This window comes from Streptomyces sp. PA03-5A (assembly GCF_033792725.1).
Lineage (GTDB): Bacteria > Actinomycetota > Actinomycetes > Streptomycetales > Streptomycetaceae > Actinacidiphila.
On sequence record NZ_JARAVL010000019.1, the window covers coordinates 125,102 to 145,653 of the forward strand.

General features: G+C 73.1%; 20 protein-coding genes. 11 read left to right on the forward strand and 9 right to left on the reverse strand.

Features of this window, described 5'->3' with window-relative positions; all coding sequences use genetic code 11:
• Positions 1-153: 153 nt before the first annotated feature.
• The 3 genes from PV410_RS24160 to PV410_RS24170 all read left to right on the forward strand — a co-directional run bounded on the left by PV410_RS24160 (position 154) and on the right by PV410_RS24170 (position 1,929).
• Positions 154-603, forward strand: coding sequence for an SRPBCC family protein (locus tag PV410_RS24160; RefSeq protein WP_499509056.1), 450 nt, complete (start codon positions 154-156; stop codon positions 601-603).
• Between the two features lie 144 nt (positions 604-747).
• Positions 748-1,188, forward strand: coding sequence for an ATP-binding protein (locus PV410_RS24165; RefSeq protein WP_500327602.1), 441 nt, complete (start codon positions 748-750; stop codon positions 1,186-1,188).
• Positions 1,189-1,560: 372 nt separating this feature from the next.
• Positions 1,561-1,929: a GNAT family N-acetyltransferase gene (locus PV410_RS24170; RefSeq protein WP_500327604.1), complete on the forward strand. Its 369-nt coding sequence runs from the start codon at positions 1,561-1,563 to the stop codon at positions 1,927-1,929.
• Between the two features lie 129 nt (positions 1,930-2,058).
• Here PV410_RS24170 and PV410_RS24175 read toward each other — a convergent pair whose 3' ends face one another.
• On the reverse strand, positions 2,059-2,307 hold the full coding sequence (locus PV410_RS24175) for a hypothetical protein (protein ID WP_500327605.1): 249 nt from the start codon (positions 2,305-2,307) through the stop codon (positions 2,059-2,061).
• 113 nt (positions 2,308-2,420) lie between these two features.
• On the opposite strand from PV410_RS24175, the gene PV410_RS24180 reads away from it, so the two are divergent.
• Positions 2,421-3,578, forward strand: a complete 1,158-nt coding sequence (locus PV410_RS24180; protein WP_500327606.1) for a serpin family protein — start codon at positions 2,421-2,423, stop codon at positions 3,576-3,578.
• A gap of 45 nt (positions 3,579-3,623) precedes the next feature.
• Here PV410_RS24180 and PV410_RS24185 read toward each other — a convergent pair whose 3' ends face one another.
• From PV410_RS24185 to PV410_RS24205, 5 genes are all read right to left on the reverse strand, one after another.
• The gene (locus PV410_RS24185) at positions 3,624-3,932 is read right to left on the reverse strand and encodes a hypothetical protein (protein WP_500327607.1); all 309 of its coding nucleotides are present in this window, start codon (positions 3,930-3,932) and stop codon (positions 3,624-3,626) included.
• Positions 3,933-4,111: 179 nt separating this feature from the next.
• Entirely contained in the window at positions 4,112-6,970 is a 2,859-nt protein-coding gene (locus tag PV410_RS24190; RefSeq protein WP_500327609.1) for an FAD-binding and (Fe-S)-binding domain-containing protein, read from the reverse strand.
• A gap of 42 nt (positions 6,971-7,012) precedes the next feature.
• Entirely contained in the window at positions 7,013-8,191 is a 1,179-nt protein-coding gene (locus tag PV410_RS24195) for an anhydro-N-acetylmuramic acid kinase (RefSeq protein ID WP_500327610.1), read from the reverse strand.
• Positions 8,192-8,277: 86 nt separating this feature from the next.
• On the reverse strand, positions 8,278-9,864 hold the full coding sequence (locus tag PV410_RS24200) for a sodium:solute symporter (RefSeq protein ID WP_500327611.1): 1,587 nt from the start codon (positions 9,862-9,864) through the stop codon (positions 8,278-8,280).
• An 8-nt stretch (positions 9,865-9,872) separates the two neighbouring features.
• On the reverse strand, positions 9,873-10,868 hold the full coding sequence (locus tag PV410_RS24205; RefSeq protein WP_500327612.1) for an N-acetylglucosamine kinase: 996 nt from the start codon (positions 10,866-10,868) through the stop codon (positions 9,873-9,875).
• A gap of 205 nt (positions 10,869-11,073) precedes the next feature.
• Here PV410_RS24205 and PV410_RS24210 point away from each other — a divergent pair, with 205 nt between their 5' ends.
• The 5 genes from PV410_RS24210 to PV410_RS24230 all read left to right on the forward strand — a co-directional run bounded on the left by PV410_RS24210 (position 11,074) and on the right by PV410_RS24230 (position 16,600).
• Positions 11,074-12,024, forward strand: coding sequence for a MurR/RpiR family transcriptional regulator (locus PV410_RS24210; protein WP_500327613.1), 951 nt, complete (start codon positions 11,074-11,076; stop codon positions 12,022-12,024).
• A gap of 58 nt (positions 12,025-12,082) precedes the next feature.
• Positions 12,083-12,979 (forward strand): N-acetylmuramic acid 6-phosphate etherase, encoded by an 897-nt coding sequence (gene murQ / locus PV410_RS24215; RefSeq protein WP_500327614.1) that lies wholly within the window; start codon positions 12,083-12,085, stop codon positions 12,977-12,979.
• A gap of 118 nt (positions 12,980-13,097) precedes the next feature.
• The gene (locus tag PV410_RS24220) at positions 13,098-15,458 is read left to right on the forward strand and encodes a SpoIIE family protein phosphatase (RefSeq protein WP_500327615.1); all 2,361 of its coding nucleotides are present in this window, start codon (positions 13,098-13,100) and stop codon (positions 15,456-15,458) included.
• A gap of 101 nt (positions 15,459-15,559) precedes the next feature.
• Positions 15,560-15,934 carry a DUF488 domain-containing protein gene (locus PV410_RS24225; RefSeq protein WP_500327616.1) on the forward strand — a complete coding sequence of 125 codons (375 nt, stop codon included), beginning with the start codon at positions 15,560-15,562 and terminating at the stop codon, positions 15,932-15,934.
• 285 nt (positions 15,935-16,219) lie between these two features.
• On the forward strand, positions 16,220-16,600 hold the full coding sequence (locus tag PV410_RS24230) for a thioesterase family protein (protein WP_500327617.1): 381 nt from the start codon (positions 16,220-16,222) through the stop codon (positions 16,598-16,600).
• 194 nt (positions 16,601-16,794) lie between these two features.
• Here the strand turns inward: PV410_RS24230 and PV410_RS24235 are convergent, their stop codons facing one another.
• On the reverse strand, positions 16,795-16,968 hold the full coding sequence (locus PV410_RS24235) for a hypothetical protein (RefSeq protein WP_500327619.1): 174 nt from the start codon (positions 16,966-16,968) through the stop codon (positions 16,795-16,797).
• Positions 16,969-17,106: 138 nt separating this feature from the next.
• Here PV410_RS24235 and PV410_RS24240 point away from each other — a divergent pair, with 138 nt between their 5' ends.
• The gene (locus PV410_RS24240) at positions 17,107-17,415 is read left to right on the forward strand and encodes a hypothetical protein (protein ID WP_500327621.1); all 309 of its coding nucleotides are present in this window, start codon (positions 17,107-17,109) and stop codon (positions 17,413-17,415) included.
• A 66-nt stretch (positions 17,416-17,481) separates the two neighbouring features.
• Here PV410_RS24240 and PV410_RS24245 read toward each other — a convergent pair whose 3' ends face one another.
• Both PV410_RS24245 and PV410_RS24250 read right to left on the reverse strand, forming a co-directional pair.
• Positions 17,482-18,267: an SDR family NAD(P)-dependent oxidoreductase gene (locus PV410_RS24245; RefSeq protein WP_500327623.1), complete on the reverse strand. Its 786-nt coding sequence runs from the start codon at positions 18,265-18,267 to the stop codon at positions 17,482-17,484.
• Between the two features lie 306 nt (positions 18,268-18,573).
• On the reverse strand, positions 18,574-19,269 hold the full coding sequence (locus tag PV410_RS24250; protein WP_500327624.1) for a type 1 glutamine amidotransferase domain-containing protein: 696 nt from the start codon (positions 19,267-19,269) through the stop codon (positions 18,574-18,576).
• A gap of 128 nt (positions 19,270-19,397) precedes the next feature.
• On the opposite strand from PV410_RS24250, the gene PV410_RS24255 reads away from it, so the two are divergent.
• Complete coding sequence (locus PV410_RS24255; protein ID WP_500327625.1) at positions 19,398-20,369, forward strand: LysR family transcriptional regulator; 972 nt, start codon at positions 19,398-19,400, stop codon at positions 20,367-20,369.
• Positions 20,370-20,552: the final 183 nt, after the last annotated feature.

Consider the following 20,552-nt stretch of genomic DNA (forward strand, 5'->3'; position numbering starts at 1 on the left):
GCCGTGGCACCACGGCGGGGACCCTCGCATGCCCCGCCGGGCCGGGCGGCCGTGCCCGGAGCGCTGTTTGGCGCCATCGGGCTCGGGCAGGCGCCACCACCGAGAAGAAGGACCCTGCATCCCGAAGCGGATGCCGACCCGAAAGGTGGGCGCATGTCGACGGTTGAGGAGTCGGTCGAGGTCGCGGTGCCGGTCACGACGGCGTACAACCAGTGGACGCAGTTCGAGGAGTTCCCCCACTTCATGGAGGGCGTGGAGCGCATCGACCAGCGCACGCCGACCCTGACGCACTGGGTCGCGAAGGTGGACGGCGTGACGCGCGAGTTCGACGCCGAGATCAGCGAGCAGATCCCGGACGAGAGGGTCGCCTGGACCACGGTCGGCGGCGACGTCCACCAGGCGGGGGTCGTGACCTTCCACCGCCTGGACGACCGGCACACCAAGGTCATGCTGCAACTCCGGCACGAGCCGCACGGCGTGGCCGACACGGTGGCCGACAAGCTCGGCGTCGTCAAGCGCCAGGCCAAGGGCGACCTCAAGCGCTTCAAGGCGTACATCGAGGCCCGCGGCATCGAGAGCGGCTCCTGGCGTGGTGAGGTGTAGGAGCGCCGCCTGGAGCGAGCCCGACGCGCGGGTCCCGGACGCCGATCGGTGTCCGGGACCCGCTCCGTCCGTTCGCACCGCGATGCGCGGCGGCAGGCGGGGTAGGCGTACTTCTGCCACCCATGAGCAGAAGGGAGCTCTCCGATGGCCGACTCCTCGATGAAGGCCGTCGGCTGGGCGCGGTCGTTCCCGGTGTCCGGCGGAGTGCGGGCCGGCCGGCGGTGGACGCGGCAGCACCTCGCCACTCTGGACTGGACCAAGGACGCGCCGGGCACGGTCGACGACATCCTGCTGGCCGTGTCGGAGCTCGTCACGAACGCTCACGTCCACGCCCACAGCGACGCCGAGGTCGTCCTCACCTGGGACAGCCGCTGCCTGCACGTCAGCGTCCACGATGACGACGACACGGTGCCCGCCCCGTGCGACGCCGACGCAGAGGCCACCGGCGGGCGCGGGCTCGCCATCGTGGACGGTCTCGCCGACCACTGGCACACGCACGCCCAGCACCACGGCAAGACGATCACGGCCTGCTTCACACCACCGGGCGGGAAGTCGGCCGGCCCCGATGAGGAGCCGGCACGCTGAAACCCTGTCACCTCATGGCGCAGGGTCCACGGCACGGCCGTGGCCCCGCCGTACCGGACGACAGGGCCACAAGCAGGAGCGTGCCCCGGGTGGGGCCGGGAAAGGGCTGGTGCCGCATCAGGCAAGGTTCGCCTACTGTGATGTGACGTGTCCTTGATCGATAGGCTTCGAGAACGTGTTCAGGCTGGTGATCCTGGAGGTGCCCTCATGGCCGTCGAGTGGGTTCGGCTCAATCTCGACCTGGATGCGTTCGACGATTCGATTCGAACCGTACCTCCGACGCTGCCAGCAGGCTGGTATCGAGTTCACGACCATGGCAGCTGTCGGCGACACGGTTGAACATCGGCGTGCGCTTTACGACCTGAACAAGACGTGCTCCGCCGACATCCCAGAGCGGGGGGGGAGTTCTACACGTTCGACGAGTACCTCACCCAGCGCATCGAGACTCCGACCTACGATCCCCAAGGTGTCGTCCTTGCCCTGGACGGTGGGTCATGGGTTGGCATGGCAACCACGTCGCTCCAACCCGAAGGGCACGCCCTCAGCGAGATGACCGGGCTGCTGGCCGGCCATCGGGGAAGGGGAATCTCGCTGGCCATGAAGCTCCTGGCCATTGGCTTCGCGCGTTCTCACGGAATCCACTGGCTGCAGACCTTCCACCACCCTGACGACGCATCGGCCATCGGCATGAACCGACGGCTCGGCTTCGTCAACGCCGAGCCACGAGTTGCAACCACGTGATGGTCCTGCACCTCCTCTGTGTGATCGTGCGTGGCACGAGCCGCTGGAGAGTAGCAGCCCCAACTGACAGCACCGCCAGGGAATTTCCCCTGACGGCGCTGCTGTGGGTTGGTCGGCGGCGACCGCCGGTCAGGGGTGGAACGGGTCCGAGGAGTGGGTGAGCGGAGCGTTGTGCACGGACGCCGAGTTGTACGTCCAACGGTCGGCGTGGGCCTGCTCACGGCGGGCCTGCTCGATGAGCAGGCCGTCCGCGTTCTCCGTGCGGCGGTTGCCGCGGCGCAGGAGTTTGACGACCAGGTACGTCACGAACGACGCGAGCAGGAGCAAGAGGATCCCGAGTTCGACCACAGCAGCTCTCCCCCGTATGTCGACAGCCACGTGACCTGCATCGTATCCGCGGAGCGGTGGCTTGTCCCTGCCGCTTGAGCCTCATTTGAGCTTGCGGGAAACCCTGTTGGCGTCGGGAGGGCGCGCTGCCATGATCACGGGACATGGGAGACGCGAGGACGGTCCGCGCGGTCAACGCGCTGACCGTGGGGTGGGCGGGCCAGGCGCTGCGGCACAGCGAGGAGACGGTGTTCTCCGCCGCAGGGGTGTGGCCGCTGCTGGCCCTGTTCGCGGCAGGATCCGACGGTGCCGCGCGGGACGAGCTGGAGCGGGCGACGGGGATCGGGTCCGGTGAGGCAGCCGAGGCAGCGGGGCGGCTGCTGGCGCGCATGGACGGGCTGCCGGGCGTGGCCGCCGCGATCGGGCTGTGGAGCAAGGGCTCGCTGCCGCTGGAACCCGGATGGGTCGGCGCGCTTCCACCGGCTTCGCACGGAGCGCTGAGCGGCGACGTCACCGCCGACCGCAGAGCGCTGGACGCCTGGGCCGACAAGTGCTCCGGCGGCCTGATCCCGAGGATGCCGGTGGCCTTCAACGAGGAGACGGAGCTGGTGCTGGCCGGTGCGCTGACCGTCAGGACCGACTGGCTCCGGCCGTTCCGGAACCACGGCGGGGTCCTCCACCGCACCACCGCGCTGCTGGACCGTACCGAGGTGGTGGAGGCGCCGTGCGGGCGGGTGGCGGTGCTGAAGGTGGTGGGCACGGGCGGGATCGACGTCCACCTGCTGCGCGGTGAGGACGACGTGCCGGGTGGCGAGGTGCTTGCGGCGGGCGTGGGCGCGCTGCAGCGCACGTACCCGGCCGTCCCCGGGGACCGGCTTCCGTACGGGGAACCGGGTCCCGGGGTCACGGTGTCGCGCGTGCACAGCTGGGACCGCGAGCCGTACCTGTCGGTGACCGCGGTGCCGTTCGAGGTGACGGCTCACCACGATCTGCTCGCCCACGCGGGGCTGTTCGGGCTCGCCTCGGCCACGGACCCCTCCCGAGGGCACTTCCCCCGCATCAGCCGCGAGCCGCTGGTCGTGGGCGCCGCCGGGCAGACGGTCACGGCCGCCTTCAGCGCGCTGGGCTACCGTTCCGCCGCGGTCACGGCGTTCGGCGCCGTGGCGCTGGGCATACCGCCGTCCAGGACGAAACGCGTCGCCGTCGAGTTCACCGGGCCGATCGGCTTCCTGGCCGTGCACCGGACCTCCCGGCTGGTGCTCAACGCGGGGTGGGTGCACGCGCACTTCCCCGGCGAGGCCTGGGACGCGGAGGACGAGTGACGCGAGGCCGTGCCGCCGGCCCCGCGGCGCACGCCGATCGGGCCGTCACCGGGCGGCAACGATCCACACGCTCAGGAACACCCCTCCCAGCGCGACCCCGATGTGCAGGCTCATCCGGAGGACGTAGAGGCGGATCCTCGCCGTGCGGGCGGACCGGGCCTCGTGGCGGGCGTAGGGCTCGGACTTGACGCGCCGCAGACCCAGTTCGGGGTGCTCGTCTGCGATCGCGGCGTACAGCGTGCGTATCTGCCGGTTGTGGAGGCTGGTCCGCTCCCGGTACTTCCAGCACGTGAGGGTGCCGTACACGCCCAGGAGGACCATGGGCACGGTGACGCAGAGGTCGCCGGTGCGCAAAGTGCTCCTTCTGCGCGAGGAATCCGAGCCCGGCCGCGACGACGACGATGACGATGTTGGTGAGTGCGGCACGCTGGTTCTCCGACTGAAGGGCCTGCGCGCGCTGGTCCTTCCAGAGTTCCAGCAGGACGGCGGACGGGTCGTGCCTGCCGGGGCCGGGCGGGCACTGAGCCCGCCCGTCAGGCGGTGGCCTCGTCCAGCAGTTCCAGGACGTGCCGGTAGGGGCGGCCGGTGGCGCGGGTCATGCCCATCTCGCAGGTGCGGTTGCACGAGGCGTACGCGTCGTACGTCCCGGCGGTGATCTCCGCCGCCTGGGCGGCCGTCGCGGACTGCGTGACCTCCGGGTGGAGCAGTCCGCGGTCCCCGGCGAAGGCACAGCAGCCCCAGTTGTCGGGGACGGTGACCTGTTCGCTGACCGCGGCCGCGACCTGGCGCAGGGCGGCGTCGATGCCCAGGTGGACGGTGGAGCAGGTGGGGTGCAGGGCCATGGTGCCCATGCGGCGCGGGGCGGGCAGGGCGGGGAGCAGGTGCTCGGCGGTGAAGGCGACGCTGTCGACGAAGCGCAGGGCCGAGAACCGGGCGCGGTCGGACTCCGGGAGGATGTCGGCCAGTTGCTCGAGACCGTGGGTGCAGGAGGAGGCGTCGCACACGACCGGCAGCCGCCCGCCGTCGCTGGCCTCCCACAGTGCCTCAAGGGTCCGGCCGGCCATGGTGCGGTGGCCGTCGGTGTAGCCCTTGGACTGCCACGGCGTGCCGCAGCACAGGCCGGTCAGGCCGTCCGGGGCGGTGACCTGGACGCCGGCGCGTTCGCACAGCCGCAGGAAGGCGGCGGCCGCGCCGCCGGAGTCTCCTTCGGGGGCGAAGACGCTGCCGATGCAGGCGGCGAAGAACACCGCCCGCGCCCCTTCGTGGTGCCGGGGGGCGGGGCGGGCCGGGCCGCCGCGCGGGATGTCGCCGGACCAGGTGGGCACCAGCTCCGTCGCCCCGAGCTTGCGGACCACGCCGGTGGCGGCACGGGTGACCGGGGTGGGCAGCGCGTGGGCGGTGTTGAGGGCGGCACGCACTCCGGTGACGGCACTCCCCCAGTGCCGGGCGGCGGTGTTGCCGAGGCGCTGGGCGGTGGGGCTGTGGCGCTGCGCGCGCAGGCGCTTCATGACCGCGCCGGTGTCGATGGTGACGGGACAGGCCGTGACGCACAGGCTGTCGGCCGCGCAACTGTCGACGGCCGCGTACGCGTAGTCCGCCTCCAGGGCGCGGCGGCGCTCCTCGTCGCCGGCGGCGGTGGCCAGGGCGATCTCACGCTGCAGGGCGATGCGTTGCCGGGGCGTGGTGGTGACGTCGGCGGTCGGGCAGACCGGCTCGCAGTAGCCGCACTCCACGCACGCGTCGACGGCCGGGTCGACCGCGGGCACGCTCTTCAGGTCGCGCAGGTGCGCGGCCGGGTCGTCGGTCAGCAGGACGCCGGGGTTGAGGACGTCGTGGGGGTCGCAGAGCCGCTTCAGCTCGCGCATGACCTCGTACAGCTCGTCGCCGTACTGGCGGTGGACGAAGGGGGCCATGGCGCGGCCGGTGCCGTGCTCGGCCTTGAGGGTGCCACCGGCGTCCAGGACGAGGTCGACCATCGCGTCGGTGAAGCGGGCGTAGCGCTCGGTCTCGGCGCGGGTGTCGAAGTCCTGGGTGAGCATGAAGTGCAGGTTGCCGTCGCGGGCGTGGCCGAAGATGACCGCGTCCTGGTAGCCGTACCGGTCGAACAGGCCGATCAGGCCCTCGCAGGTGCCGGTCAGCCGTTCCATGGGGACGGCGATGTCCTCCAGGAGCGCGGTCGTCCCGGCCGGCCGTGCCCCGGCGACGGCCGTGTACAGGCCCTTGCGCAGGTGCCAGAGCCGGCCGCGGACGGCCCCGTCGCGGGTGAGCGCGGAGCCGGTGACCGCGGGCAGCCGGTCCAGGACCGGCCGGGCGGCGGCCACGGTCGCGTCGAGCGCTTCGGCGCTGTCCTCGGCGAACTCCACCAGCAGGGCGGCGTGGCGTTCCACCCGCAGCCCGCGCAGTTCCTCGACGGGGTCGGCGGCCTGCTGAGCGACGCGCAGGGAGGCGGCGTCGAGGAGTTCGGCGGTGCGGGCGCCGGCGGCCAGCAGCGCCGGGAGGGCGTCGGTCGCCTCGGCCAGGCCCGGCAGGATCAGCAGGCCGGTGGCGGTGTGCGGCAGCAGGGGGACGGTGTGGAAGACGGCCTCGCCGACGAAGCCGAGGGTGCCCTCGCTGCCGATCATCAGGTGGGCGAGGATGTCGGCGGGGTCGGTGTGGTCGAGGAACGAGTTGAGCCCGTACCCCATGGTGTTCTTCATCGCGAACAGCCGCTCGATGGTGGCGCGGGAGGCGGCCGAGCCGCGGACCCGGTCGCGCAGCCGCAGCAGCCCGGCGTGGAGGCCGGGCTCGTGGGCGCGCAGTGCGGCGTCCGCGTCGGGGGCGGCGGTGTCGACGACGGTGCCGGACGGCAGCACGAACTGCAGCGACTCCATGGTGCGGTAGGCGTTGTCCTGGGTGCCGCAGTTCATGCCGCTGGAGTTGTTGGCGACGAGCCCGCCGATGGTGCAGGCGCTCTCGCTGGCCGGGTCGGGGCCGAGCCGGCGGCCGTACCGGGCGAGCCGTGCGTTGGCCTGGCGCACGGTGAGTCCCGGCTGCAGGCGGATGCGCAGGCCCTCGTCGAGGACCTCGGCGGAGCGCCAGTGCGTGCGGACGTCCACCAGGACGCCGTCGCCCCCGGCCTGCCCCGCCAGGCTCGTGCCGCCGGAGCGCAGCGTGAGCGGGATCCCGGCCCTGCGCGCCCCGGCCATGAGCGCGCCGACCTCGGCGGTGGAGGCGGCGCGCACCACGGCCTGCGGGGTGAAGAGGTACGGCGAGGCGTCGTGGGCGGCAGCGACCCTGCGGGGCACGTCGGTGGAGACCCGGGAGGGGTCGGCCACGCACGCCGTCAGCCACGCGGCCGGGCCGGGGTCGGCGGTGCGGGACGTGGGGGCGGGGGTGGCGGCGGAGGTGCTCATGGTTCCTCGGGTACGACGGTACGACGCGGCGGCGGCGGACGGTCAGTGGGCGGGGTCGGTGATCCGCAGCAGGCGGGGCGGCTGTGCGGCGGGTTCGGGCAGGCGCAGCGGGGCCAGGCCGGGGGTGATGCTGCCCAGCACCGTGGCGCGGCGGGCGCCGGTGCCCGAGGTGAGGGTGCCGGGCAGGCCGTGGACGGTGAGGAAGCCGAGCACGGCGAAGGCGAGGGCCTCCTTGGCGTCGGAGGGCAGGCCCAGGTCGTCGCTGGGCCGCAGGGTCACGCCGGGCAGTTCCTCGGCGATCATGCGCATCAGCACCGGGTTGCGGGCGCCTCCGCCGGACACGACCAGGCTGGTGACCCCGTGCGCCCGGCAGGCGTCGGCGACCGTGACGGCGGTGAGCCTGGTCAGGGTGGCGAGGACGTCGTCGGTGCCGGGCGCGGGCACGGCGGTCAGGGCCCGCTGCAGGTACGGCAGGTGGAAGAGTTCCTTGCCGGTGCTCTTCGGTGCGGGCCTGCGGTAGTAGGGGTCGTCGAGGAGGACCTTGAGCAGGTCGGGGTCGGTGCGTCCGGCCGCGGCGCGGCGGCCGTCCTCGTCGTAGGCGGCGGCGCCGCCGGTGAAGTGGCGTACGGCCGCGTCCAGCAGGGCGTTGGCGGGGCCGGTGTCGAAGGCCAGGGGCTCGGCGCCGGGGGCGACGACGGTGATGTTGGCGATGCCGCCGAGGTTGAGCGCGGCGGGCACTCCCGGCAGCCCGCGCAGCAGCAGGGTGTCGGTCATCCCGACCAGCGGGGCGCCCTGGCCGCCCGCGGCCACGTCCCTGCTGCGCAGGTCGGACACGACCGGCAGCCCGGTGGCCTCGGCGATCCAGGCCGGCTGGCCCAGTTGCAGGGTGCCGCGGACGGTGCCGTCCTCGACCCAGTGGTGCATCGTCTGGCCGTGGGACACGACGAGGTCGGCGGCGCCCGCGCACAGCTCGTCGAGCGCGCGTGCCGCGGCGTCGGCGAAGGCCTGGCCGATGCCGGTGTCCAGCGCGCACACGGCCTGGGTGGTCGTCGCCGCGGGCGGCAGGGTCGCGCTGATCAGGTCCCGCAGGTCGTCGGCGTAGGGCACCGACAGATGACCGAGCGGCCGCATGAGCAGGGTCTCGCCGTCCAGGGTGAGGTCGGCGGCGGCCGCCTCGATGGCGTCGTACGAGGTGCCCGACATCAGGCCGATCACGCGCATGGCTTTCTCCCAACTGTGGTGTCCGGGGCGGTCGTGCGGTGCCCGGGGTGGGGGCCGCCCGTCGACGGCCCCCACCCCGGGGGTCCTCACTCGAGGCCGGCGCCCGCCGCGACACGACCGGAGCCGGAACCGGACTCGGGACCGCCGTCGGTCAGCTCGACCTCACGCACCTCGCGGACCTCGGGGGCCTTGTGGAACAGGCTCATCACACCGCCGATGACCAGGGTGATCAGCACGCCGATCGGCACCAGCCACTGGGCGGCGATGGCGGTCGGCACCGTCGCGCCCGCCACGGTGACGTCGATCTTCACCGAGCGCACGATGTAGGTCATCACGCCGACCGTGACGAGGAACGCGACGACGGCGTCGACCTCGTTGGCGCGCCTGATGATCCGGCCGAGCAGGAAGGCGCCGAGCAGCGCGCCGTAGGTGTAGCCCGCGATGGTCAGGCCGGTCAGGTAGACGTTGCCGGTGCTGGTGCTGAAGGCGCAGGCGAAGACGGCCATCAGCACGGCCCACACCAGCGTCATCACCCGGGCGAGCTTGAGCAGCGACTCCTCCGACGGGGTGCTGCGGAAGAAGCTGTGGATGATGTCGGCGACCGTCGAGTTGGACATGGAGTTCAGGGCCGAGGACAGCGAGCCCATCGCAGCGCCGAGGATGCCGGCCACGAGCAGGCCGGAGATCACCACGGGCAGCCCGTGCAGGATGAAGTTCGGGTAGAGGTTGTCGGAGCTGTGCAGGCCCAGCTCGGAGAAGCTCTTGCCCTTGTTGTACGACCACAGCAGCGCGCCGACGAGCGAGAAGGCGGCGAACTGGAGGGTGACGAAGACACCGGAGGCGATCATGGCCTTCTGGCCGTCGCGCAGCGAGCGGGTGGCCAGGACGCGCTGGACGATCAGCTGGTCGGAACCGTGGCTGGCCATCGCGAAGATGGCGCCGCCGATGATCGCGGTCGGCAGAGCGAACGGGCTGGTGAGGACGTGCGCCAGGTCGAAGTTGGTGTCGAACAGCTTGAAGTGGCCCGAGTGCAGGGCGTCGGAGAAGCCGCTGCCGCCGACGTGGCCGGAGAGCACGGCGATGGCCAGGATGGCACCGCCCAGGTACAGGCCCATCTGGATGGCGTCGGTCCAGATGACCGCCTTGATGCCGCCGAGGTAGGTGTAGACGACGGTGATCACCGTGAGGACGATGATGATCAGGCGGTAACCGGCGTGCACGCCGAACTCGTCGAGCAGCAGCTTGATCGGGATCGCGGAGGCGAACAGGCGGACGCCCTCGGCGAGGAGGCGGGTGAAGACGAAGGTCACCGAGGCGAGTCCTTGCAGCTTCAATCCGAATCTGCTGCCCAGGTACTGGTAGGCGCTGACGAACCCGCCGCGCTTGTACAGGGGGATCAGCACGGTGGCGACGACCACGCGGCCGATGACGTAGCCGAGGGCGAGTTCGACGTTGCCGAAGCCCTGCCCGCTGTAGGCGCCGCCGGGCACGCTGATGACGGTCAGCACGCTGGTCTCGGTGGCCACCACGGAGAAGGAGACGGTCCACCAGGGCATGTGCCCTTCGCCGACGAAGTAGTCCTTCGCCGTTTTCTGCCTTCCGGCCAGTCGCAGTCCGATCCAGGCGATGGCGATCAGATAGACGACGATCACGACGAGGTCGAGTTGGCGCACGCTCGCTCCTAAGCAGCGGCCGGCGGGATCACCGGCGTGGTGGGGACAGTGGGTGACGTCGTCCGGCGGACTCGGACGACGTGGGGTTCGTGCGGCACGGTGGCGTCCCGTGCCAGCAGGCGCGCGCCGTCCAGCGGGTCCCCGAGCGGGGGCCGCGGACTCAGCGGTGGCGCGGAGCCCTCGAGCATCGCGCGCAGCGGCGCCATGAGCGGTTCGCCGAGGCCGGTCAGCCCGCCGGTGACGGTGACGGGCAGGACCTCCCCGGTGATCCGGGCGGCGGCCGCGAGCACGGCCTCGCCCAGTGCGGTGGCCGCGTCCCGGACGATCACCCCGGCGACGGCGTCACCCGATGCGGCGGCGTGGGACACGTCCGGGGCGAAGGAGGCCGCGGTCCGGGCGGGGTTGCCGCCGGCCGCGAGGGCCGCGGGCAGCGCGTCCGGGTCGCCGAAGCGCCGGGTGGCGGCGGCCAGCAGCGCGGTGTCCGGGCCGCGTCCGTCGTGGGCGCGGAGTGCGGCCCGCAGGCCGGTCACCCCGATCCACGCGCCGCTGCCCTCGTCGCCGAGCCACGGGCCCCAGCCCTCGACGCGGGCGTACGAGCCGTCCTCGCCGATGCCGATGGCGACGGAGCCGGTGCCGATGGCCAGCACCACGCCCGTACGGCCGCCCAGGGCGCCCGCGTGGGCGGTGACGGCGTCACTGGTGACGGCGACCTCGTCCGCGGGCAGGTCCTGGAGGAGCAGTTCGGCCAGGGTGCGGGCGGCCTCCGGGGCCGCGGCCGCTCCGGCGGCGCCGACGCAGACGGCGGCGAGCCGGCCCGGGGCGTACCCCTCGATCAGCGGCAGGACGGCGGCGCGCACGGCGGCGCGCGCCGCGTCGACGCCGCCCTCGGCAGCGAGTCCCGGGGCCCCCGGAACCTCGTGGACGGGTCCGACGGTGCCGTCCGTGCCGGTGAGCACGGCACGGCAGCCCGTCTTCCCCAGGTCCACAGCCACTGCTGCTGTCATGCGGCACGCCCTTGTGTCGTACGGGATCCGGCACGTCGGGTGGTCACGGTGGGTGGTGACCGGCGCGGATCGCGGTGCAGCGAGTATCGGAAGGCAGACGTCCGTATGTCAATAAGTAACTTCACGAAATGCATCACGTAAATTTTTGACGCGACCGACGGGGCGTGGTTACGCTGACGCCACCCACTCAGGAGGGAACCCATCCATGGCCTCCCAGGACCCGACCCGCACCTCCGCGCAGCCGGCCCAGGAGTCCGCCACCGGCGGCGACACCCTGGCGCGCATCCGCGCGGCCCTGCCGGGCCTGGCGCCCTCCGAACGACGGGTGGCCGAGGCCGTCCTGGCCGATCCGGCACAGGCGGCGGAGCTGTCCATCAGCGCCCTCGCCGAACGGGCCACCACCTCGGTCGCCACGGTCATGCGGTTCTGCCGGACGATGAAACTGGGCAACTACCCGCAACTGCGGCTCGCGCTGGCCGCGGCCGCCGCCCGCGAGCACGCGCTCGGCGGCGAGCGCCCGACCCCGGGCACCGACATCAGCGCCACGGACACCCTCGAACAGATCGTCCACAAGATCGTCTACAACGAGGTCCGCGCCCTGGAGGACTCCGGGGCCGGACTCGACATCGAGGCGCTCGGCCGCGCCGTCGACGCCGTCGCCGGCGCCCGGCGCGTGGACATCTTCGGCGTCGGCGCCAGCGCCTTCGTCGGCCAGGACCTGCACCAGAAGCTGCACCGCATCGGCCACATGGCGTTCATCTGGACCGACCGCCACGCGGCCCTGACCGCGGCCGCCCTGCTCGGCCCCGGCGACGTGGCCCTGGCCATCTCCCACTCCGGGGAGACCGAGGACACCGTCGAGCCCCTGCAGGCGGCCGCCGAACGCGGCGCCACCACGATCGCCCTCACCAACGTCCCGGGCTCCACCCTGGCCGACGGCGCCGACCTGGTGCTCGCCACCTGCGCCCGCGAGACCCCTTTCCGGTCCGGCGCGACCGTCAGCCGGATCGCCCAACTCGCTGTGATCGACTGCCTGTTCGTCGGCGTCGCCCAGCGCTCCTACGACGCCACGACCGCGGCGCTGCAGAAGACCTACGGGGCCGTGCAACGCCGCAGGCGCCCGCAGCCCCAGCGCCGCACCCCGGCGGACGACTGACCGCCGGCCCCGCACCACACCCCAGCACCACCAGCACCACCGAAAGGACGACCGCGCCGTGGACCTCAGCACACTCGGCACCGAGACCCGCAACGAGCGGACCGCCGAACTGGACCGCATGCCGGTCTCCGAACTCCTGTCCGTGATGAACGCCGAGGACCAGACCGTCGCCCTCGCCGTCCGCGAGGCCCTCCCCGAGATCGGCACCGCCGTCGAGGCCATCACCGAGTCCCTGCGCCGCGGCGGCCGCCTGATCTACCTCGGTGCCGGCACCAGCGGCCGCATCGGCCTGCTCGACGCCGTCGAGTGCCCGCCGACCTTCGGCACCGCGCCCGAGCAGGTCGTGGGCCTGCTCTCCGGCGGCCCCGGCGCGTTCATCGTCGCCGTCGAGGGTGCCGAGGACGAGCCCGCCAGGGCGATCGCCGACCTGGACGAGATCGGCGTCGGCGACCGGGACACCGTCGTCGGCCTCGCCGCGAGCGGTCGCACCCCGTACGTCATCGGCGGCCTCAAGCACGCCGCGACGCGGGGCGCCGTCACCGTCTCCGTGGCCTGCAACCGCGACGCCCTCGTCAGCCGCTACGCCGACGTCCCGATCGAGGTGCCCACCGGCCCGGAGATCCTCACCGGCTCCACCCGGCTCAAGGGCGGCACCGCGGAGAAGATGGTCTGCAACATGCTCTCCACGGCCGCGATGGTCAGGCTCGGCAAGGTCTACGGGAACCTCATGGTCGACGTGCGCGCCACCAACAACAAGCTCGTCGACCGCGCCCGGCGCATGGTCGTGCAGGCCACCGGCGCCGACCCCGACATCGCCGCAGAAGCCCTGAGCGCCGCGGGCGGCCACGCCAAGACGGCCATCGTGATGCTGCTGACCGGCGCCACCGCCGAGGAGGCCGCCCGGCGCATCGAGCAGGCCCACGGCGACACCCGCACCGCCGCCGGCCAGGCCTGATCCCGGGCCCGGCCCCGGGCCCGTCACGAGCACAGGGGAATCCGGCGCCCAGCGCAGCGGTTCTCCCCCTGAGGAGGCGAGCCTCGTTGCCCACGGCCATGCACGAGACGATCTGCAGATGCACGGAGCGGAATCGGGGGGCACACACCGGAGTCCGGCAGCGCACCGGGGGGCGGTCATCTCCGTCGACCCCGAGGGCCGCGTCGACGGCTGGAGCGCGGGGGCCGAGAGCATCCTCGGTTACCGCAGGGACGAGGTGATCGGCCGGCCCGCGCTGGACCTCGCCGACGACGACGCGCGCCAGACCCTGGCGATCGGCCTGGCCGGCCGCCACTGGGAGGAGCGGGCGGTGCTCCGGGACAAGGCGGGCCGTCCCGTGGAGGTGGACGTGCTGATCCGTCCGGCGTCCGCCGACGGCAGCTCCACCGTGTGGTTCGTCAGCGGGCCGTCCGGACCGGCGGCGGACGACGTCCGCGCCGGCGGCATGCTGGAGCGGGCTTGGTCCCAGTCGTCCGCCGCCATCGTCGTGTGGTCGCCCGGACTGCGCCTGCTGTGGGCGAACGAACGCACCTGCCGGCTGTTCAACGCCGGCGTCGACCGCATGCGGGGGCACCGGCTCACGGAAATCCTCACCCCCGACAGCCAGCACTACGCCGTCGAGGAAGCGCTCCGCCGCGCCCGCGACACCGGAACGACGCAGTACGTCGTCACCCACGAGCAGGTTCCCGGGGAGAAGCGGCCCCATGAATGGGCCCTCCACATCGACCCCCTCCGGGACGAGGACGGCACCGTGGTGGGCCTGTGCTCCATGGCACGCGACAACTCCGCGGAATTCTGGGCCCGCCGGCGCCTGATCCTCCTCAACGACGCCCGCCGCAGCATCGGGCTCTCCCTCGACGTGGGAAGCACGGCCCAGGAGCTCACCGAGCTCGCGGTGCCCGACCTCGCCGACGTCGCCATGGTGCATCTGCTGCCCCGGACGCTCGGAGCCGGCGGTGCGGCCTCCCGCGACCCGGTGGAGGTCCGGCTCGTGGCGGCGAGCGGCCGCGCGCTGCCCCCTGCCTCACCCTCCTGGCACGTGGTGGACCGCCGGTCCCTGCCCGGTCGTGCCCTGTCCGAGCGCAGGGCCGTACGGGTCGACCTGCCGCACGAGGCCGCGGCCTGGGCCGGGCGGGAGGGCGGCTTCGAACGGGACGCGCGCGGAGGGGCCATCTGCGTGCCGCTGACGGCCCGGGGCGGCACGCTGGGGGTGGTGACGTTCCTGCGCCGCGGAACGGCGTTCGACTCCGACGACCTGCTGCTCGCCGAGGAACTGGCCGCCACGACCGCCATCTCGGTCGACAACGCCCGCAATTTCCAGCGCGAGCACAGTACCGCCCTGACGCTGCAGCAGAGCCTGCTGCCCAGGGAACCGCCCGCCCAGAACGCGGTCGACGCCGCCTACGGCTACCGGCCCGCCGACCTCGCCGCGGGGGTGGGCGGCGACTGGTTCGACGTGATCCCGCTGTCCGGCGCACGCGTCGCCCTGGTCATGGGCGACGTCGTCGGGCACGGGGTGCGTGCGGCCGCGACGATGGGACGCCTGCGCTCGGTCGTGCGTACCCTCGCGGACATCGACCTCCCCCCGGAGGAGCTGCTCACCCGCCTCGACGACATCGTGAACCGGCTGGACCAGGAGACGGAGGCCAACGCCCCCGATCCGGAGGTCGGGGCGTCGCTCCTCTACGCGGTGTACGACCCCGTCTCGCGCCGGTGCCGGATGGCCCGGGCGGCCCACGTGGAACCGCTGCTGGTGCTGCCGGACGGCACGAGCCGCCGGGTGGGACTCCCGGAGGGACCTCCGCTGGGCCTCGGGGGGCTCCCGTTCGAGTCGGCCGAGGTCACCCTGCCCGAGGACTGCCTGCTCGTCCTGTTCACCGACGGGCTGGTCAAATCCCGGCACCAGGACCTCGACGCGGGGATCGCCAGGCTCCAGGCGTCCCTCACCGCGGCCACGTCCTCGATCACGGCGGTCTGCGACGACATCATGGGCGCCCTGCTGCCCGGGGACGGCAGCGACGACGCCGCGCTGCTCGTCGCGCGGCCCCGCGCGCTGGAGGCGGCCGACGTCGCCCACTGGGACGTGCCGGCCGATCCTTCGGCCGTCGCGGCGGTACGCGAGGAGACGACCGCGAAACTCGCCGCCTGGGGGCTGGAGGACAGGGCCTTCGCCACCGGGCTCATCGTCAGCGAGCTGGTCACCAACGCCCTGCGGCACGGACGCGCCCCGATCCACCTGCGGCTCATCAGGGACCGTTCGCTGATCTGCGAGGTCACCGACGGGAGCAACGCCGCTCCTCACCTGCGCCGGGCGCGCACCTTCGACGAGGGCGGCCGCGGACTCTTCCTGGTGGCGCAGTTGTCCTCGCGCTGGGGCAGCCGGCCGACGGAACTCGGGAAGATCATCTGGTCGGAGCAGCAACTGGACCGGACAGGCTGAGCCCGGCCGAGGCCCCCTCCCTTCCGGACGGGCCGCGGCGCGGCACCGCCGATAGAGTGAAGATCGCGGGGGTACCGCGACCGGAGAAGGTGACGACGGCCATGGCCGGACGGTTCGGTTACCGCAGGATCTACGAGGACGCCTCGTCCCAGGAGGGCAAACGCGTCCTCGTCGACCGGCTGTGGCCACGGGGCGTGAGCAAGGAGCGGGCCCACCTCGACGAGTGGCTCCGCGACGTGGCACCGTCGGCCGACCTCCGTCACTGGTACCACCACGACACGGAACGCTTCCCCGAGTTCCGCGAACGGTACATCGCCGAACTGGGGGACCCCGATCACCGGCCGGCCGTCGAGCACCTGCGCGACCTCGCCGCCCACGACAAGGTCACCTTGCTCACCGCCACCAAGGACGTCGACCACAGCGAGGCGGCGGTCCTGGCCCGGTGGCTGGACTCCGCGGGGTCCGCGGGCCGCTAGTCGCCCGCCCGGCGTCGAGTCGGAGGTCCGACCGGACGTGGCTGCCGCGGAGCAGGGCGGTGACGGTACTAGGCCGTGTCGTCAAATGAGCGCCGGCCGCCCGGAGGGCGGGCTCGGCGGCGTCTGGTGCGGTGCATCGCAAGGCGGAGAGTCGTCCTCGTAGTGGGTTACTCGGACGATTCGACAACGCAGCGTGGGGGCACCCCCGGCCGAAGGCTGGGGGAGTGCCGTACCAGGCGTCGCCGAGCAGGCGGGCATTTGACAACACGGCCTAGCGTTGGTGGCATGCGCTACGAGGTGACCGATGCCGACACCGCGACGACGGTGGGCAGCGGCGACGTACCCGTCCTGGCCACGCCGCAGCTCGTCGCCTGGCTGGAGGCGGAGACGGTGCACGCCGCGACGCCCTTCACGGCGGCGGGACAGACGACGGTGGGGACGGCACTGCGGATCGACCACGTCCGCGCCACACCGGTCGGCGGCAAGGTCGACGTCTTCGCCGAGCCTCCGCCCTCCCCCACCGGCCGGCGGCTCACCTTCCGGGTGCGGGCGGTCGACGACTGGGGCCGGCTCGTCGCGACGGGCGAGATCGACCGTGCCGTCGTCGACAGGGAACGTTTCCTTGCGGCCGCCCACGATCCGGAGCACCCCGCCGAGCCGTCCTGACGCGGCGGGCGTACCTCGGCGCGGGAGCCGGTCCAGGCACTGCTGAGGGGTGATCGCGGAGCCGCCCTCGAACAACACGACGGGAACGGCCTCGCGATCTCCGCCGTGAAGTGGGCGGGACCGTGCCGCCCACGTCCGGCCGGACGGCACGACCGGGCTCCGGCCTCCGCTCGACGGCTTCGTAGGGCTGGTCGTCAGTGCTTGAAGACGTCCTTGGTCCTCTCCTTCGTGCCCCGCATCCTGCCGCGCGATTCGAGGGCGGCGCCCTTGGCCGCGAGCGTTTCCTTGTGCACCGCGTGGGCCGCCTTCCGCACGGTCTTCCCCACGACCTGTTCCATCTTCGCCTTGGCTTTCTCTCCGGCGCTCATCTCGGCACCTCCACGGCCTCTCAACCGGCGCGTGCCCGTGGGGCGGGCGTCGAAACCACGTGCCGTGGGCACCCGGACTCAGGACATCCGGGCACTAAGATCACAAGGAATGCGCTCGCCGCGGACAGGGGGGCCAAGATGACGTGGCGGTTGGTACAAGGGGACACCGTCATAGGCAAGCTCACCGATTACGGCTGCGACATGCCGTTCCTCCTGCTCCGCTTCGCCCCGGAGGCGGGTTGGGAGGCCGTCAGGCCACGCTTCGAGGCGTTGGCCGCTGCCGTCACGGGCGAGGACCCCGACGGGAGTCGATTCGTCGCCGCCGTCAAGCCGTTGCAGGAACTGGAACTCATCCTCGAGCACGCGGACGGCCGCGAGGCTCCGCTGCGTGTCTGGCGCAACTGCTTCCTTCACATCGACGGACCGAAGGCCAGACTGCGCTATTGAGCCGGTCCGCGCGGGGTGCTCGACCCGGAACCGGAGGGAACGGGGTCGCACGGCCGCCCCGCCGGGTCAGAGCAGCGACGCGGTCACCGCGGCGAGGCGCCGGCGGTACTCCGTGTCGTAGGCCTCGGCGGCCGCCCGGGCTTCCTTCTCGCCCTCGAAGTACCGGCCTGTGACGCCCGCCAGCGCGGGAGCGTCGACCAGGCGCCGCGTGGCGGCGACGCCCTGCTCCAGGGAGTCGACGACGTCCATCCCCGAGCGCCGGGACATGGCGGTGGGCATGAAGGTCGCCGGGTGGACGCTGTTGACGGTGATGCCGGTGCCGGAGAGTTCATCGGCGAGGTCGAGGCTGTGGCGGATGAGCGCCAGCTTGGAGCGGCAGTAGGCGGCGACGTCGCTGTAGTCGCGGGTGAGTTCGGGGTCGTCGAGGTCGAGCGGCTGCTGGCCGATGGAGGCGACGTTCACGATCCGGGAGGGTGCCGCGCGGTGGAGCAGCGGGAGGAGTTCCCGGGTCAGCACGAGCGGTGCCAGGTAGTTGACGGCGAGGCGTAGTTCGTGTCCGTCGGCGGAGGTCTGCCGCCGGGTGCCCTCCGCGTGGAAACCGACGCCGGCGTTGTTGACGAGCACGTCCAGCCGGTCGCGCCGGGCGGCGATGCCGGCGGCCAGGCGCCGGACTTCGGCGAGGGAGGAAACGTCGGCCCGGTGGGGCTCGCCGCCGGTGGCCGCGGCCACCTCGGCGAGGCGCCCGGGGTCACGGCCGTGCAGCAGCAGGGTGTGCCCGCCGTCGGCGGCGAGGTCCTCCGCGAGGGCGCGGCCGAGCCCGTCGGAGGCGCCGGTGATGAGGATCGTGGCCATGTCGTTCACCTTTCTGTTCCGGGGACGACCTGGGTCCCCTCCGGTGGAGTGGGATTGGGGGTGAGGGGCCGGACCGGTCGGCGAGCCAGCTGACGTCGGCGGCCGAGGCGTGCAGGTCCCGCTGGACGGTGCCGAGGACCGGCACCACCAGGGTCTGCATCATCGAGACGATCATGGCGCCGAGACCGAGGGCGGCGACGAGGCCACGGCCCGGGTCCGCCGTGACCGGGAGCACGGGAGGCGTTCGCATGAGGTGGGTACTTCCGTGGGTCTTTCCGTGGGTCTTTCCGTGGGTGGGCGCGCCGGTCAGCCGAGGGTCTTCAGCACTGCGGCGGCCAGCGCGGCGGAGGACGCCGGGTTCTGCCCGGTGTGCAGGCCGCGGTCGACGACGACGTGCGGGGCCCAGGGCTCGCCCGCCGAGTAGTCGGCGCCGAGCGCGACGAGCCGGTCCTGGAGCAGCCATTCCAGCCGGTCGGCCAGCCCGGTCTGCGTCTCCTCGGCGGCGCTGAAGCCGGTGAGGCGATAGCCGGCGAACGGCGACACGCCGTCGGAGTCCCGGGCGGCAAGCAGGGCGGCCACCCCGTGGCAGACCGCGGCCAGCGGGGTGCTTTGCGCGAGGACGGTGCGCAGCAGCCGGGCGGAGTCGGCGTCCCCGGCGAGGTCCTGCATCGGGCCGTGGCCGCCCACGTAGAAGACGGCGGCGTAGCGGGCCGGGTCGACGTCCGCCAGAACCAGCGGGGTGTGCAGTGCGGTGACGGCCCGCAGGGCCGCGGTCGCGGCGGCGGCGCCCGCCGGACCGCCGTTGAGCTCGGGCGCGAGGCTGACGGGGTCGGCGGTGGGGACGACGCCGCCCGGCGTGGCCACGGCCACCCGGTGGCCGGCCTCGGTGAAGGCGCGGTAGGGCGCCGTGAGCTCTTCGGCCCAGAAGCCCGTGGGGTGCTCGGTGCCGTCGGCCAGCGTCGGGTGATCGGCGCCGGTCACCACGAGAAGGATCTCTGCCATGTCTGCGTACTTCCTGGTCTCCGCCCGGACACGGCCGGAGCGGGATGTGCGGGACCGCAGGTTGACCGGCGGCGGAACGTTCCCGACCCTAGGCGCACAGCCATCAGCCAACCAATAGGATCCTCGACATGGCTCATCAGAATGCCGATGGGAACGCACCTCGCCCCGACGACGGCGGGACGGCCGCCGCCCCGCCTCCCGGCGCGCCTTTGGACCTGGGGCTGCTGCGCACGTTCCTCGCGGTGTACCGGGCCCGTTCCCTGACCACGGCCGCCCGGATGCTGCGCATCTCGCAGCCCACCGTGACCGCGCAGGTGCGTGCGCTGGAGCAGCAGCTCGACCGGCAGCTCTTCGAGCGGCTCCCGCGGGGGGTGGCCGCCACGTCCGTGGCCGACGAACTGGCCGGGCAGGTCGCCGGGCCGCTGGACGCGCTGGCCGAGGTCGCCGGCCGCGGTCGCCCGGACCCGGAGGCGCCCCCGGAACCGGTGCACCTGGCGGGGCCGGCGGAGATGGTGTCCGTCCGGGCGCTGCCCGTCCTCGCGCCACTGGCGGCCCGGGGCGTCCTGCTGCGCATCACCACCGGCCTCGCCGAGGACCTGCTCGAAGGCCTGCACGCAGGCCGCTTCGACCTCGTCCTGTCGGCGGTACGGCCGCGCGGCCGCTCCCTGGCCGCCGTCCCGCTGATGGACGAGGAGTTCGTCCTGGTGACGACGCCGGAATGGGCCGCCGGGATCGGGCGGCTCACCTGCGACGACCCCGGCCCGCTGCGCGAGGTCCCGCTGGTGGCGTACGCCGAGGACCTGCCCATCCTGCGCCGCTACTGGCGCCACGTCTTCCGTACGCGTCTGACCGCCCGGCCCGCCGTCGTCGTCCCGGACCTGCGCGGGGTGCTCGCCGCCGTCGTCGCGGGCGGGGGTGCGACGGTGCTCCCCCGCTACCTGTGCGAGGCGGAGCTGGCGTCCGGCGCGCTGGTGGAGTTGCTGACGCCGGAGGACCCGCCCATCAACACCGGCTTCCTGGTCGGACGCGCGGGCGCGCCTGCCCGCGCGCCGGTCACCGCCGTACGCGAACGGCTCCTGGAGGCGGCCCGCGACTGGTGACGGCGACGCCGTTGCCCGTCCGGGTGCGGCAACGCGCAGCTTCGGCAGCGTAGGTGAGGTCACGTCAGGGAACGCCGGAGCACCTCGCGGTCGCCCTGGGGGGGTCAAGTCGACTTCGGCAGCCGGGAACGCCCGGAGATCGCCGGCAGGCCCCGCGCCGGTGGGATCCCCAACGTCGCCCTC

Excerpts from the sequence above, each read along its gene's own strand:
- PV410_RS24160 (WP_499509056.1), top strand. The coding sequence starts at position 154 with ATGTCGACGGTTGAGGAGTCGGTCGAGGTCGCGGTGCCGGTCACGACG.
- PV410_RS24165 (WP_500327602.1), top strand. The coding sequence starts at position 748 with ATGGCCGACTCCTCGATGAAGGCCGTCGGCTGGGCGCGGTCGTTCCCG.
- PV410_RS24180 (WP_500327606.1), top strand. The coding sequence starts at position 2,421 with ATGGGAGACGCGAGGACGGTCCGCGCGGTCAACGCGCTGACCGTGGGG.
- PV410_RS24190 (WP_500327609.1), bottom strand. The coding sequence starts at position 6,970 with ATGAGCACCTCCGCCGCCACCCCCGCCCCCACGTCCCGCACCGCCGAC.
- PV410_RS24195 (WP_500327610.1), bottom strand. The coding sequence starts at position 8,191 with ATGCGCGTGATCGGCCTGATGTCGGGCACCTCGTACGACGCCATCGAG.
- PV410_RS24205 (WP_500327612.1), bottom strand. The coding sequence starts at position 10,868 with ATGACAGCAGCAGTGGCTGTGGACCTGGGGAAGACGGGCTGCCGTGCC.
- PV410_RS24210 (WP_500327613.1), top strand. The coding sequence starts at position 11,074 with ATGGCCTCCCAGGACCCGACCCGCACCTCCGCGCAGCCGGCCCAGGAG.
- PV410_RS24220 (WP_500327615.1), top strand. The coding sequence starts at position 13,098 with ATGCACGGAGCGGAATCGGGGGGCACACACCGGAGTCCGGCAGCGCAC.
- PV410_RS24225 (WP_500327616.1), top strand. The coding sequence starts at position 15,560 with ATGGCCGGACGGTTCGGTTACCGCAGGATCTACGAGGACGCCTCGTCC.
- PV410_RS24230 (WP_500327617.1), top strand. The coding sequence starts at position 16,220 with ATGCGCTACGAGGTGACCGATGCCGACACCGCGACGACGGTGGGCAGC.
- PV410_RS24235 (WP_500327619.1), bottom strand. The coding sequence starts at position 16,968 with ATGAGCGCCGGAGAGAAAGCCAAGGCGAAGATGGAACAGGTCGTGGGG.
- PV410_RS24240 (WP_500327621.1), top strand. The coding sequence starts at position 17,107 with ATGACGTGGCGGTTGGTACAAGGGGACACCGTCATAGGCAAGCTCACC.
- PV410_RS24245 (WP_500327623.1), bottom strand. The coding sequence starts at position 18,267 with ATGGCCACGATCCTCATCACCGGCGCCTCCGACGGGCTCGGCCGCGCC.
- PV410_RS24250 (WP_500327624.1), bottom strand. The coding sequence starts at position 19,269 with ATGGCAGAGATCCTTCTCGTGGTGACCGGCGCCGATCACCCGACGCTG.
- PV410_RS24255 (WP_500327625.1), top strand. The coding sequence starts at position 19,398 with ATGGCTCATCAGAATGCCGATGGGAACGCACCTCGCCCCGACGACGGC.